This window comes from Limnovirga soli, from assembly GCF_013106755.1.
GTDB classification, from domain to species: Bacteria; Bacteroidota; Bacteroidia; order Chitinophagales; family Chitinophagaceae; genus Limnovirga; species Limnovirga soli.
This window is the reverse complement of sequence record NZ_WHPF01000001.1, coordinates 281,399-295,692: the sequence shown is the minus strand read 5'-3', so window position 1 is coordinate 295,692 and position 14,294 is coordinate 281,399. Positions and strand designations below refer to the sequence as shown.

10 protein-coding genes are annotated in these 14,294 nt (G+C 38.1%); 8 read left to right on the top strand and 2 right to left on the bottom strand.

Annotation, left to right across the window (positions count from 1 at the left end; translation table 11 throughout):
* The first annotated feature begins 107 nt into the window (after positions 1-107).
* The 5 genes from GD597_RS01095 (at position 108) to GD597_RS01075 (ending at position 4,143) form a co-directional block, all read left to right on the top strand.
* Entirely contained in the window at positions 108-917 is an 810-nt protein-coding gene (locus GD597_RS01095) for an MbnP family protein (RefSeq protein WP_171605943.1), read from the top strand.
* Positions 914-1,954, top strand: a complete 1,041-nt coding sequence (locus GD597_RS01090) for a cytochrome-c peroxidase (RefSeq protein ID WP_171605942.1) — start codon at positions 914-916, stop codon at positions 1,952-1,954. The genes GD597_RS01095 and GD597_RS01090 overlap by 4 nt, the downstream gene beginning before the upstream one ends.
* A 159-nt stretch (positions 1,955-2,113) precedes the next feature.
* Positions 2,114-2,749 (top strand): DUF2911 domain-containing protein, encoded by a 636-nt coding sequence (locus GD597_RS01085; protein ID WP_216368487.1) that lies wholly within the window; start codon positions 2,114-2,116, stop codon positions 2,747-2,749.
* A 349-nt stretch (positions 2,750-3,098) separates the two neighbouring features.
* Entirely contained in the window at positions 3,099-3,722 is a 624-nt protein-coding gene (locus GD597_RS01080) for a DJ-1/PfpI family protein (protein WP_171605941.1), read from the top strand.
* 85 nt (positions 3,723-3,807) lie between these two features.
* Positions 3,808-4,143, top strand: coding sequence for a DUF6370 family protein (locus GD597_RS01075; RefSeq protein ID WP_216368486.1), 336 nt, complete (start codon positions 3,808-3,810; stop codon positions 4,141-4,143).
* Between the two features lie 652 nt (positions 4,144-4,795).
* Here GD597_RS01075 and GD597_RS01070 read toward each other — a convergent pair.
* Positions 4,796-6,508, bottom strand: coding sequence for a hypothetical protein (locus tag GD597_RS01070; RefSeq protein WP_235954142.1), 1,713 nt, complete (start codon positions 6,506-6,508; stop codon positions 4,796-4,798).
* Positions 6,509-6,513: 5 nt separating this feature from the next.
* On the opposite strand from GD597_RS01070, the gene GD597_RS01065 reads away from it, so the two are divergent.
* The 3 genes from GD597_RS01065 (at position 6,514) to GD597_RS01055 (ending at position 10,340) form a co-directional block, all read left to right on the top strand.
* Positions 6,514-7,851 carry a dihydroorotase gene (locus GD597_RS01065; RefSeq protein ID WP_216368485.1) on the top strand — a complete coding sequence of 446 codons (1,338 nt, stop codon included), beginning with the start codon at positions 6,514-6,516 and terminating at the stop codon, positions 7,849-7,851.
* A gap of 29 nt (positions 7,852-7,880) precedes the next feature.
* Positions 7,881-9,197 carry a MutS-related protein gene (locus tag GD597_RS01060; RefSeq protein WP_171605940.1) on the top strand — a complete coding sequence of 439 codons (1,317 nt, stop codon included), beginning with the start codon at positions 7,881-7,883 and terminating at the stop codon, positions 9,195-9,197.
* Between the two features lie 318 nt (positions 9,198-9,515).
* Positions 9,516-10,340 carry a hypothetical protein gene (locus GD597_RS01055; RefSeq protein ID WP_171605939.1) on the top strand — a complete coding sequence of 275 codons (825 nt, stop codon included), beginning with the start codon at positions 9,516-9,518 and terminating at the stop codon, positions 10,338-10,340.
* A 199-nt stretch (positions 10,341-10,539) separates the two neighbouring features.
* Here GD597_RS01055 and GD597_RS01050 read toward each other — a convergent pair whose 3' ends face one another.
* A complete protein-coding gene (locus tag GD597_RS01050) occupies positions 10,540-14,289 on the bottom strand; it encodes a PKD domain-containing protein (RefSeq protein WP_171605938.1) in 3,750 nt (1,249 codons plus the stop codon).
* Positions 14,290-14,294 lie beyond the last annotated feature (5 nt).

The following is a 14,294-nucleotide window of genomic DNA, read 5'->3' as shown; positions in this document are numbered from 1 at the left end:
CTCTTGTACTGTTGAATCATGCTTCGGCACTATACCGTAAGCCTTCTTAACATTGCGCAGTTTTATTGCAGCTTCTACTATCACTTTTTTAATTAAAATAAACGAATATGAAATATCCACTTATTAAAATCATCGCCTTCGGTTTAATCATAACAGCGTTGTTAAGTTTTGTCAATCCGCCAAAAGCTAAAACCAATGGTACAATGGTATTAAAATTCAATAATCTTTTTAACAATCAAGCTGTTGAGTTTGGAAAGGAATATACAAATGCACACGGTGAAAAGTTGACTTTAAAAACACTAAATTATTTTATAAGCAATATCAAACTTACACTTAAAGGCGGTGGCGAATATGTAGTGCCTCAGGATAGTTGCTATTTCCTTGTAAAGCAAAGTGATATAGGCACACAGCAAATTGTGCTGCACAATCTGCCTGCAGCAAAATATACCGCCATCAGCTTTATGGTGGGCATTGATAGTACCCGAAACACCACAGATATAAGCAGGCGTACAGGCACACTTGATGTGGGTAGCACTGCCAAAGTAATGTATTGGTCTTGGAACTCAGGCTATATTTTTTTTAAAATGGAAGGACAATCACCTGTAATACCTGATTCAGCTGGCAATAACTTTTATTACCATATTGGTGGCTTTGGAGGGTTTCAATCCAAAACCATAAACAACATCAGAACAAAATCAATATCGTTTAATGAATCTGTTTCCAATAAAAATAAAATCCCTGTAATTAATATCGATGTAGATGTTGCTGCACTATTTAATTATAAAACACCAATACTTCTTGCAAAAGATCCAGATGTAATGTGGGGCGAATTATCGGTAAAAATATCAGAAAATTATATTTCCACTTTTAATTTGGGCAGCATTGATTATGCTACTGCCACAAATTCAGACAAATGAAAATAAATAAAACTACCATCGCATTTGTTGCAATAATTGCCGCAATTTCAGTTGGGTTTACCGGTATAAATAAGCCTAAACCTATTGAAATAAAAATACCTTCCAATTTTCCAGATCCTGTTTATGATTTAAAAATTAATCCTGTAACAGAAGAGGGTTTTGAACTTGGCAGGAAATTATTCTACGAAACAATGCTTTCAAGAGATAGTTCTGTTTCCTGCGGCTCATGTCATCAGCAACAAGCTGCATTTATACAGGCAGGGCATAATTTTAGCCATGGGGTAGGAAATAAGCACGGCCGGCGAAATTCTTTGCCAGTGTTTAATGCACTTTTTAATCGAACATTTTTCTGGGATGGTGGTGTACATAATCTAGATATGGTGCCTATCAATCCTATTGAAAATAAACTTGAAATGGATGAGCATATTGACGAAATATTATTGCGATTAAATAATGCTGCTTTGTACAGGCAACTATTTAAAAATGCATTTTCTGTTGATACCATTTCAACAAAAGAATTTTTGCAGGCACTGTCGCAATTTTTGGCAGCTATGATTTCTGCAGATAGCCGTTATGATAAATATATACGGCATGAAGGGGTGCAACTTACGCCTGAAGAATTGGCGGGATTGCAACTTTTTAAAATGAAATGCAGTAGTTGCCATGCTACAGATTTATTTACTGATGGCAGCTATAGAAACAATGGCATAACCAATGACTTTCGTTTTGATAAAGGAAGAGCCGAGATTACTTTAAATCAGAATGACAAAGGGAAATTTAAAGTTCCCAGCCTGCGAAACGTTGAATACACAGCACCTTATATGCATACTGGAAGCCTGGAAACTTTAGAACAGGTTTTGGAACATTATAACTCAGGCATAAAAGAAAGTGAAACCTTAGACAGTATTTTCAGAAACAAGGATGGGGTTCCGCGAATAGCACTTACTCCAGATGAGCAGAAAAACATTATTTTATTTTTAAAATCACTTTCAGATACTGCCTTTATTAATGATAAACGTTTTTCTGAATACAAGTAAAGCTGCTTTGAAAATCTTTTGTTGTATATTTTTTTGACGCCATAATTTATACTAATGAAAGGATTGCAACGCAACAGGCTATGGCATAAAAACCATTACCGGTATTTATAACAGATATATAAATCGGCTTTACATTTATTACTTTAAAAAATATTAAAAATGAGTACTTTAAAAAAAATATTATTTATTTCTGCAACTGTTATTTTGTTTAGCGCATGCAATAGCAGTACAGATGAAACAAAAGATATTGATAGTGCTGCATCGCACGATATGCACAAAATGCCAATGGCATCTTCCGGCTATGCTGATAGTGTGAACAATGGCCTGATTACACAGGACACGATGAAGAGTAGTCCCGAACGAACAGCTATGGCATCGGTTGGTAAAACACATTTGCATATTACCTATCATGCTCCCGGTGTAAAGGGCAGGATTATCTGGGGTGGATTGGTTCCCTACAATGCTGTGTGGGTTACTGGTGCACACACAGCCACCAGTATTCAGATTAACAATGCAATTGAAATAAATGATAAGAAAATTGAAGCAGGCACTTATGCCGTCTTCACTATTCCCGGAGAAAAAGAATGGACATTCATTTTGAATAAAAATTATCAGCAGCACCTTGCAGATGATTATAAAGAAACGGAAGATGTGCTTCGAATGGCAGTAAAGCCCATAGAAAATAAAATGATACAAAGATTGACTTATACTATAAAAAATACCAGTGAAAATAGTGGATCTATATCAATGGAATGGGAGAAAATAAAAATTGAAGTTCCATTCAAAGTGCTGTAGAAATAGTTAAGGAAATTGCACCTTTATGCCTAAAGTATATCCGCCTGGTAGCAAAAAATGATTAAAGTAATGACATAGCATTGATGCCATTAATCCAAAAGCAAATAAAAAAAGAAATAAAGTAAGATGAATGTACCCGGATTCACAACATGATTCAGCTTGCGTTGCGTCGCACTCTTGTGCTTTATATTCTTTGCTCATCAATGATATGCAGTACAGGAGTGCGACGCAACTATGTTTTATTGAAATGCTTTAGTTTGGCATATAGATGAATTGAAATTTTTATGCCGCATATTTGTGGTTTATTTTGGCTATACTTATTTTACTATTTAATAGATGAGGCACCATTATGAGAAAAATTGCTATTCTGATATTTAACGATGTGGAAGTACTTGACTTTGCAGGTCCATTTGAGGTTTTTTCTGTAACTGGAAAAAGAGGTATTGGGGAAGCATTCGAAGTTTTTACAGTGGCCGAAACGCAAATAGTAAATGCAAGAAATAGGCTTACCATTTTACCAACCTATACATTTGAAACCTGTCCGTTTGCAGATATTCTTCTGGTGCCTGGTGGAGGTGGCTATCATTCTGATGGGGCTGCATATGGTTCCAGAAAAGAAATGAATAACCCGCTACTTTTAAAATGGATACAAAAAAGGGCGCTTAAGGCTGAATTAATACTGTCTGTTTGTTCAGGTGCGCCTATTTTGGCAAAAGCAAATTTATTACGGCACAAAAAAGCGACTACCCATTTTATGGCTATTGAATCATTGAAGGAAGCAGAACCTACTATAACCGTTTATCCAGAGGAACGATTTGTTGATAATGGTAATATCATTTTATCTGCAGGTATATCAGCAGGCATTGATATGGCATTGTATGTCGTAAAACAACTTTCAGGCAAGGAAGCTGCTATTGAAACAGCAAAGTATATGCAATACGAATATTTTAATGTAAACTATATGCCAGTATAATGCACCCATTTAATCTATTTATTCCAATTAGTTATTTTATCTGCTTTTTTGCAGAAATATTATTTAAAAATTAAAACCTGTTCATATGAAATTATTAGTCAGCATTTTTATATTTAGCATTGTTGTTGTAAAAGCGAATGGGCAGCAGGCGCAACCAGATTTATCAAAACCTGATACAACAAAAAAAATTATAATCGCAGAAGTGTCATGTGGAGAATGTAAATTTAACTTGAAAGGTGAAGGATGCGACCTTGCAGTACGTATAAAAAGGAAAGCATATTTTGTTGATGGCGCAGACATTGATTCTTTTGGAGATGCACATGCAGATGATGGTTTTTGTAAAGCTATCCGTAAAGCGGAGATACAGGGTAAGGTGGTTAAGCATCGCTTTAAAGTTACTTATCTGAAGATGCTTCCCTGATAATGCAAATGCTTTTGTTGATTTTATTTACACTCAAGTGAATTGCGGTAGTTGGCATAAAGAAAAGATAGCTGGGTCTCCAATAACTGAAATGGTAGCTATTTATTTAACAAATAAAAAAGGCATTATACAATTGATAAGAGCGCTGGTAAAAAACTTGCTGACTATCCTCAAATGCCAACTTTGTCCAGGCTTACTGATGATAATAGGGAACAATTAGCGAAATATATTTTATAAATAAAACAATAAACTATGTATTCCACCTATTTAATTGCCTCTTTTATCATAGTCGTTTTTGTTTTGGTAATCCAATTAATAAAAATGAATATTATTTTAATTAGGCTTATAAGGAATAGTGATCTATACAAGCTAGAATTGAAAGAAGATAAAAATTGGGAATTTATAAAAGGACTTTATTAAAGTTCATAATTAGTTGTCGTATGTGATTTATGGAAATGCATACGTAGCCAGTGTTTCTAGACTGGCTTTTATTTTATTTTAGTTTTAACTGCTAAAAATAAGATGCTTTATACAATTTATTAATTCGTTTTAATAGTGCATAAATTGGCTGTTTAAAGCCCCGGTTTTTGCTGTAGATCAAGTGTGCGACGCAAGGATGCTACATGGAAGTTCTGCTGCCCGGCTACCAATATTAGAAAAGATATTCGCGGCGGCCAATATTCCAGCGCAGGCTTAGCGTTACCATTTTGGTTTGCTGTTTATCTGCAACACTGGCCAAAGAATAATTGCGAAATAGCCCGGTAATATCTGCAAAAAGATTTTGCGCCAGTTCGTACGACGCTACTACCTGCAGCATGGTGCAAGTGGCTTTATCGCCATCGCCAATGCTAAAGCCATAATCTCTTGGTCTGGAATTATAGTTGCTAAATACATTGCTGCCAAAATTTACGCCGGCACTATCCATACCCTGGTAATAATAAATGGCGGTGGCACGCAGATACACTTTTTTATAAGGTTGTGCTTTTATAATAGCAATAAACTCCCTGAAATTAGCCCCCAGCGGGTGCGCCAGCGGTTGATTATAGTGCGTGTAATTGGCCACACTGTCAAAGTGGGCATAGGTATAAGGCCTTACATTATTGGTTTCCAGCTGCAGGTCCACATTCTTTAAACCAAAAACGTCTATGTATTTCATGCCGAATTGTATGCCTTGTTTATTGGCCCACCAGCCGGTACTATGCAGCACTTCTTTTACTTTTAGTTCGTCGATTAATAATTGTCCGTACAGTTGTATACGGCCGGCAATATTGGCTTTGGCATCAAAACCAACCATGGCATTATCGGCGCTGCCGGCATTAGATTCGGCCGGGCGTAAAAACATAACGGGATTTAAATAGGCAAAATCAAAATGGTCTTTCCGGCCAAAACTTACACCCTCAAAAATGCCGAGGTTAAGCCATTTGTTTAGGTTCATGCTCAGGTAGTTCATGCGGGCATACTTGCGTGGTGCCAGTGAATTGCCGGTATAATTGTATTGGGGGTGTAATTCAAAATAGAGATTCTGGTAATCAAATTTCCATATGCGGGTATTGATTTTAAAGAAGGTAGCCGCATTGGAGAAGTCGCTAAGAAACAGGCTGCGGTAACCTGCGCCCAGGCTGTTTTTATCGTAACCAAACTGCATGTCAATAAATTTAGCCACATTCCAGGTGACTGAGCCCCGGGCATCAAAATAATCTACTGTACCTTTTGTGGCCAGGTTACTGCCCTTGTAAAAACCTGCGCCCGGCACCGCATCGTATTTGGTAATAAAATTATTTACATACCTGGGAACGCTTTCCTGGTTATCGGTAAAATAAATATTAAAGCCCACTTTACGGCTAATCATGCCCCTAACAGCCAGGCCACGGGTATTTTGAAATAAGGCATTTTCATTATCCCCTTCTTTGCCACCGGCAAAATAAACAACAGGGTCTATCGCCAAAAAAAGGTCTTTATTGTTTACTTCCAATAAATGACTTTTTGTTTTATAAAGGGCATTCCATACCGGCTTTTTGCTGTTAAAATAATCGCGGTGGGTAGTAAATTCTGAATGGTTCATTAATTCACTTTCCAGATTATACTTATCAATGGCAGTTAGGTTGCCATAATTGCTATTGGCTTGTGCCAAACTATCTGCATAGGCCAATTGTAATGCGGTAAGCCTGCGTGGATAAGGTTTTATATTGGAGAAATACAAATCCTGGTTACGGGTTTTTATTTCCAGCCGGTCTAAAAAATCATAGTCCTTTAATCCGGTTTGTATATAGTTGGTTTGGGCATGTAAAAAAATGGGGAAACCAAAAACAAAAATGAACAAGCAGGAATAAATAATTTGCAACAACTTACCTTTAGCGAAATTCATAAATAATGGATTATATCATTAAAGATACATCAATAGTAAATGAGGGCAAGATTTTACAAGGTGATGTTTTAATAAAGAAAGGCCGCATAGAACAAGTACTACACAGCGGCAATGTAAAATATGCAGTAACTGAAATTGATGGTAGTGGTAAACATTTACTGCCGGGTGCTATTGACGATCAGGTGCATTTTAGGGAGCCAGGGCTAACGCATAAGGCCAATATTTATACTGAGTCAAGGGCAGCAGTAGCAGGTGGCGTTACCAGCTTTATGGAAATGCCCAATACCAGCCCACCTGTATTTACTCAAGACTTGCTTGAAGATAAATATGCCATTGGCGCCCAAACCTCGCTGGCCAATTATTCTTTTTTTATGGGTACTTCCAATGATAATATTGAAGAAGTACTAAAAACCAATAAAAAGAAAAATGAGGTGTGCGGGGTCAAAATATTTATGGGCTCTTCTACCGGTAATTTATTGGTAGATAATCCGCTGGTACTGGATAAAATATTCGCCAATACAGAACTACTGATTGCCACCCACTGCGAGGATGAGCAAATCATTAAACATAACCTGGCCGAGCTTAAAAGAATAAAACCGGTACTGGAACCCTCCGATCATCCGGTTATACGAAATGAAGAAGGTTGTTTTGAATCTTCATTTAAAGCCATACAATATGCGAAGAAAAATGGCAGTCGTTTACATATTCTGCATATTAGCACAGCTAAAGAATTGCAGTTGTTTACCAACCTGATTCCTCTGGCAGATAAACGTATTACTGCCGAAGTTTGTGTACACCACCTGCATTTTACCAGCGACGATTATGCCTCTTTAGGCAACTTAATAAAATGCAATCCAGCTATTAAAGCGCCGCATAATAAAGCCGCTTTATGGGAAGCATTGCTGGATGACAGGTTGGATGTGATTGCTACCGACCATGCGCCACATACCTGGGCCGAAAAAAATGAACCTTACGAAATTGCGCATGCCGGTTTGCCATTGGTTCAACATTCGGTATTACTAATGTTGCACTATGTACAGCAAGGCAACATTTCCATTGAAAAAGTAGTACAGAAAATGAGCCATGCCGTAGCAGATTGTTTTCAAATAAAGGAACGCGGATATATCCGGGAAGGTTATTTTGCCGATTTGGTTTTGGCAGATATGCAACAACCTTCTACCGTAAAAAAGGAAAATATCTATTATAAATGTGCTTGGAGCCCACTGGAAGGTTTTACTTTCCCGGCCACCATCAATAATACATTTGTAAATGGAAATATGGTTTATGGAAATATGCAGTTTGATGAATCTAATAAAGGCATGCGTTTACATTTTAACCGGTAAAAAGGTACAGCCAGCAACCATAATTTTCTATGCAAGTAGATACTACCACACTTAACGATTTATCCATTTTTGCGCATGAGGAAAACCAATCGGTTTTACATCATCTTGATTTTAGCAGAACCATTGGCGGCCGGGAATGGTTAAAATTCCTGCTGGCAAGGCCGCTGGGTTCAATAAAAGAAATTGAAGAAACCCAGGCATTGCTTAGCTGTATTTTACGCGTTAAAGAACAATGGCCCCAAACTATTACCAATGGTACAATCATGGTAATAGAAAAGTTTTACGAAACACCCGTTGATAATATTCCCCGCAAACCCAGCAGCCTGGATGCATTTATGTATAAGCTGCTTAATAAAGAAGATTACTCCCTTATAGAATATACCCTTACCCATTTTACGCAATTTGTAAAAGGGCTGCAAGCCATTATTCAATCTTTGGGCAATGAGCAAATGCCGCCTTTATTGCTAACCATAACCGGACAAATACAACTTTTGCTGGCTAAGCCTGTAATACAGGCCATTATACATCATCCGGTAAACGAAAAGCTGTCTATTACCCAACAACAGCAGTATGGACATTATATACGCAATGGGTATAAATCTGCCGCTTTAGAATTGGTAGAAATATATAGCCGACTGGATGCTTATTATGGTATGGCCATGGCTTGTGAGCACTATCAATTTTCCTTTCCTTCATTTTCGGGTAAAAAAGAACCCTGTTTGGCAGTGGAGCAATTGTACCACCCCTTATTGCCCACACCGGTGGCATACGATATTAACCTGGTACAGGAAAAGAATTTTTTATTTCTCACCGGCGCCAATATGGGTGGTAAAAGCACTTTTATAAAAGCAGTTGGTTTGGCAGTGTATATGGCACACCTGGGTATGGGCGTGCCGGCCAAAAAAATGGAATTGTCTTTATTCGATGGCTTGCTTAGCAATATACAGGTAGCCGATAATATTATTAAAGGCGAGAGTTATTTCTTTAACGAGGTACAGCGTATACACAAAACACTTACCAAAATTAGCGATGGTAAAAAATGGCTGATACTGATTGATGAACTTTTTAAAGGCACCAATGTACAGGATGCCATGAAATGCAGCACGGTGGTTATAGAAGGACTTAGAAAAATGCAGAATGCCTTATTTGTCCTCTCCACCCATTTATACGAAATAGGAAACGATCTTAAACAATACCCCAATATACAGTTCCGCTATTTTGAAACCGAGGTAAAAGACGATCAATTGTTGTTTAGTTACCAGCTAAAAGAAGGTATTAGCAACGATAGGTTAGGCTACCTTATTCTTAAACGCGAAGGGGTGGTAGACATGTTGCAGCAACTATAACCCGCTGTATTACACCATTATTTTTATTAAGCCGGCTGTAGATTATCTATTTAGCTTTACTTGCCACGCTCGGTTCAGGGTTCCTCTTTTATGGCAACAACAAGGCAACTGGTTTTTCCATAACATTTTCATTTGTATGTAGGTTTTGTGTAGTAAGTAATTTATATTCAGTTAGTTATAAGTTATTTTCCTATACTGGCAAACCTTCGCTTTCTGTTAAAATTTTATCAATAAATACTTTGGAGTAATATTCTACGAATTCAATCGTACATTTATACGAACAAATTCGTAAATAAATATCACCAAAAAACTAAAACAATGAAAAATGTATTTAACCGTCCGCAAATTATTATGGTGCTTGGGCTTTTTATTATTGCTGGCAGCGCTATTGCCTGGCAAACTGTTGATGGAAACAGCAAAAAAGAAAGCGCCACAAAAACACAATACGAGCAACGAGATACTACCCGCCCCGGTAAATCTAATAATGACAAGGCTGAACTTAGAATGAAAGAACTGGATAAAGCCATGAAACAACTGGATGCTCAAATGTCTCAGCTGGATGTGCAGCTTAAAGGACTGAATATTACCATTTCAAAAGAAGTAACAGAAGCTTTGTCTAAAATAGATTTTGACCAAATTGGCAAACAGGTAAATGAAGAACTAAGAAAAATAGATTTCGAGAAAATTGGTAATGATATCAATATCGAACTTAATAAAATTGATAAAGAACAAATTAAGGCAGATGTAAAAAAAGCATTGGCCGAAGCCCAAATTGAATTAAGCAAGGTTGACCGTGAAGCCATTCAAAAAGAAATTAAAAAAGCCCAACTGGAAATAAATAACCCTAAGCTTAAAAAAGAAATTGAAAACAGTTTGAAGGAAGCCAAAAAGGAAATTGAAAAAGCTAAGAATCAGTTGATGATGTATAAACATTTTACTGAAGAGCTGCAAAACGATGGGCTGATTAATACCGCAAAAGATTATAGTGTAGAATGGAAAGCCAATGGTAATTTATTGATCAATGGCCAGCAACAATCAAAAGAAATTACTGATAAGTACAGGAAATACTTTAAAAAGGGCGGCTATAAAATACATAGCAGCGATGAAGATGATTTTAATATCGATAATGGGGAAGATATGTAATTAACGGTTTTGCTTTTTGCCCGGTAACGATTGTATAAAAAGGATTTGCTGCATAGTATTACTACCGTACAAGAGTGCGACGCAAGTAAAGCCACTTGCTGTTTTACTGCCGGGCTAAAAGAAATACTTCACTGTCTGTTAACATAAAAAAAGCTGATTCATTTTTTGAATCAGCTTTTTTTATGAAGCAATAACTGTGTTATTGTTTTATTATTTTCTCTGTTTGTATCAGTTTGCCATCCTGTATAAAGTTCATATAATAACTACCTGCTGCCAATGAACGAATATCTATTATTGAACTCATGTTGTTTACAATAGTGCGTTTAACAACAGCACCACTATTTGAAATAATATTGGCCTGAATTGGTTTTACAAGCATAGATGCCGGTACCAATATTTTTACTGGTCCATTGGTAATATTACCCAGTACACTAATGCGTTCTACCCTGCCACTTAGCTTAAGATTAATTACCTGAGAATATTTAAAACTACCATCGTTATCTACCATTTTAATTCTGTAGTAGAAGGTATTTATTTTTACCAGGGCAATATTATCTGAATAAGTATAGGTGGCTCCGGTTGGATTGTTTTTAGAAGCTACGCTGGCAAATTTTTCAAAATTGCGGCCATCAAAACTTCTTTCCAGCTCGTAACGGTTGCTATTTATTTCTGAGCCGGATTTCCATTGCAGTGTATTTTTATCGCCACTATTAAATGCGGTAAATGAAATTAAATTAACCGGTAAGGCATTTGGCGGTCCGTCTAATGAGAAATCATCAACTGCCAAACCTGCATCAACCGAGGCTGGGTCAGATTGGAATACCACCCTGAAAGCTACATTTTCATTACCTGCAAAATCTGAAGTGGAATAGGTGCATAAAGTATAACTAGTTTTATTTACGTTTGAAAAATAAGCTTCTCCAACCGGGAATGGCCTATCGGTTAGCGGGTTATCATAATCATACCAATTGGTTTGAACCGTAGTGCCCAATGGCAGCCAGGTATCTCCTTTATCGGTGGAGTATTCTACCCTGAAACCATCCCAGGTATTTTCAATTTTGTATTTGGCATATAAGTTAACTGTATAAGTGCCTGGCGCAGTACAGTTATAGTTGGGGCTGTATAAATAGGCGGTGGAATTTGGTGTGTATTGCGCACTGTTTATATCAATTACCCAGGCAAAACTACCACTATGCGTACCGTTTTTACCGGCTTGTACAGAGTTGCCACGGCTAAATGCAGATGTGCCTATATTGTCTGCAGCAAAATCGTTTGGATTACTATCAAAATCTCCACCATCTGCTAAAGCATAAGGGGTAGCTTTATTGGGCAAAACGGTTACAGTAATAGTTTTCTCCAAAGCGGCACTGCCGTTTATTCTTAATCTAACGGTGTACACACCAGCGGTAGAGAAAGAAGTGGTTGGGTTTTGTGCGGTAGACTCATAAGAACCATCGTTGGAATAATCCCACTGCCAGGAACTTGCTTTTGTACTGGCATCGCTAAAGCTAACAGGTTTATTAACGTAGGTTACTATTTTAGAAGCGGTAAAATTAGCAGCTGCAGACATAAATACATCGCTGGTAAATAAACCACGGCCATGTGTAGAGGCCAATACCAGGCTATCGCTGCTTCTTAATTTAAGTTGGGTAATCCTTGTATAGGCCATATTGGCACTGGTAGGTACCCAGTTAGGGTTGGCATCCTGAAAATTACTGGTGCTGTACACACCCAGCTCAGTACCAATTAATACATTGTTTGCTGGATTTGTTGGATCTGGCAGCACACAATATACCGGCATATCGGCCAGGTCGCCGTCTTTTGCTGTCCAGGTGGGGGTAGCAGCCCCGGCATTTTTGGTCTCCCAAATATTGGTTACCCCGTAGTTGGAATAAATAGCAATAAGGTTGGTGCTATCAGTAGGATTTTCCCAAATAGCATTTACATAGCCATTACTAACCGGGGTACCCAAATTTTTTGAAGGTGCTGTACCTGTTACTGTAGCAGCTTTATTTACCGAAATTATTTTACCATTTCCCAAACCAAAATATACCTTACCTGCTACTGCTTTAGATACAGTAACCGCCGAAATTGTTGAAGTTATAGCCGTTACACTTACCGATTGAAAAGTAGAGGAAGTGGTTGCATTTACCCAACGTAAATATTTACCGGTATTGGTGGCCGCAAATAAGGTTTTAGTAGTGCCATCATAATCAGACGGATTGATAAAACGTCCGGTATTGGCAAGTCCTCCAGAGCTTACAGTATTAAAACTGGCGCCTCCATCTGTGGACCGATAGTAATTATTATACACATATTGTGTAAACTGATAAGTAGGATCTACCTTGTCAATATTACAATAGGCACCATCTCCACCTGTTGCAGCCTGTGTGGCACCTACGCCTGCAGTAGTGAATTGTTGTGTACCATTATCCTGCGCACCCGCTAAAAAATAATTACTACCCTTGGTAGGATTATAGTCGCAGGCATAAAACTGTGTTACAATATAATTAGTGTTTATTGCCTTAATAGAAGGCATATCATCTTTTGCATTTGTAGTTTGAAAAATACCACCATCATTGGTAAAATACATAATGTCAGACTTTTTACCTTCAAAGGTCATTCCATGCTGATCCGCATGAGCGTATTGCTTGGAAAAGCCACCATACCAATGTGTTAATTGAACCCATGATTGGCCGTAATTATCGGATTTGAAAATATCTATACCCCCTGCATAAATTACGTTACTTCTGTCTGGATCTACAGCTAAAATTAGGTCATACCAGCCCTGAGACCGGGTAAAGTCAGGATCCGGAATTCCGGTATCCTCATCATTGGGACTGCTTCCTCTGGTAAAGCTTGCCCCTCCATCGGTACTTGAATATATAGCCACTTTTGAAGTATAGGAACTTCCGCCTTGTGTATAACTGGTAGTATCCTGGTAGAGCATTGCATATACTGTGTTGGGGTCACTGGGGGAAACAGCAGCTTCTACACGTTGTGTTTTATTGGTATTAGAGTCCAAACCAATTTTAGCTAGAATTAAATCTGTCCAACTGCCAGCATCGCCGTTTGTAGAACGAAATAAGGAACTATTAGAACCTTGTTTACCCGCATAAATTACGCCATTACTGGCAATTTCTACATCACTAACATTACCTGCAATTACCTGTGTAAAGCTGGCGCCGGCGTTTTGAGAACGGAATAAACCCTGGCTGGTTGCAGCATACAAATCCCCATTACTGTTTACCAAAACCTTGTTAACAAAATAGTAATTGGAATTATTGGTAGCCGATAAAAAGCTCCAGGTAGTACCACCATCGGTAGATTTTAAAATACCTAAACCTCTTGCAGCATCTGCATTGCCAAAACCTTCCCCAGTAGCAGCATAAAATATGCTGGTATTAGCAGGGCTATAGGTGATATAGGTAATAGCCAGATTAGGTAAAAAATCATTTATGGCAGACCAGGTAGGCGTAGCAGATTTCAGGTTAGTGCTTTTCCAAAGTCCACCACCAACACCGCCTGCAAAACCAGTATTACCGGTAGCATCCAATGGCGATATCATAATGGCCCTTGTTCTGCCACCCACATTATTGGGGCCGCGGTTAACCCAGCTTACACCAGCTACCCCATTGGTAAAGCTGCTTATGGCTGACCTGTTTAACAATTGTTTGGTGCGTTGATAGGCGGCTGTTAATCGTTCTACGGGTACCGTTCCTGTTACGGGATCACGCTGCATATCGTCCCATTGTTTAAACATATCTTTTAATGCGGCGGCTTTATCATATTTGCCGTTATTCTCTTCCTCTTCGGTAATGCCTCTTTTCTTCATGGCCAGTTCACGTTCTTTTTCTGCGGCGCTATCGCAGGCAACATTGCCGATGCATATTAGCAGCATTAAAAAACCAAGAACAGTGTAATTCGATAGTGCTGAAATTTTTCTCATAATCA

Excerpts from the sequence above, each read along its gene's own strand:
- GD597_RS01095 (WP_171605943.1), top strand. The coding sequence starts at position 108 with ATGAAATATCCACTTATTAAAATCATCGCCTTCGGTTTAATCATAACA.
- GD597_RS01055 (WP_171605939.1), top strand. The coding sequence starts at position 9,516 with ATGAAAAATGTATTTAACCGTCCGCAAATTATTATGGTGCTTGGGCTT.
- GD597_RS01080 (WP_171605941.1), top strand. The coding sequence starts at position 3,099 with ATGAGAAAAATTGCTATTCTGATATTTAACGATGTGGAAGTACTTGAC.
- GD597_RS01075 (WP_216368486.1), top strand. The coding sequence starts at position 3,808 with ATGAAATTATTAGTCAGCATTTTTATATTTAGCATTGTTGTTGTAAAA.
- GD597_RS01050 (WP_171605938.1), bottom strand. The coding sequence starts at position 14,289 with ATGAGAAAAATTTCAGCACTATCGAATTACACTGTTCTTGGTTTTTTA.
- GD597_RS01065 (WP_216368485.1), top strand. The coding sequence starts at position 6,514 with ATGGATTATATCATTAAAGATACATCAATAGTAAATGAGGGCAAGATT.
- GD597_RS01060 (WP_171605940.1), top strand. The coding sequence starts at position 7,881 with ATGCAAGTAGATACTACCACACTTAACGATTTATCCATTTTTGCGCAT.
- GD597_RS01090 (WP_171605942.1), top strand. The coding sequence starts at position 914 with ATGAAAATAAATAAAACTACCATCGCATTTGTTGCAATAATTGCCGCA.
- GD597_RS01085 (WP_216368487.1), top strand. The coding sequence starts at position 2,114 with ATGAGTACTTTAAAAAAAATATTATTTATTTCTGCAACTGTTATTTTG.
- GD597_RS01070 (WP_235954142.1), bottom strand. The coding sequence starts at position 6,508 with ATGAATTTCGCTAAAGGTAAGTTGTTGCAAATTATTTATTCCTGCTTG.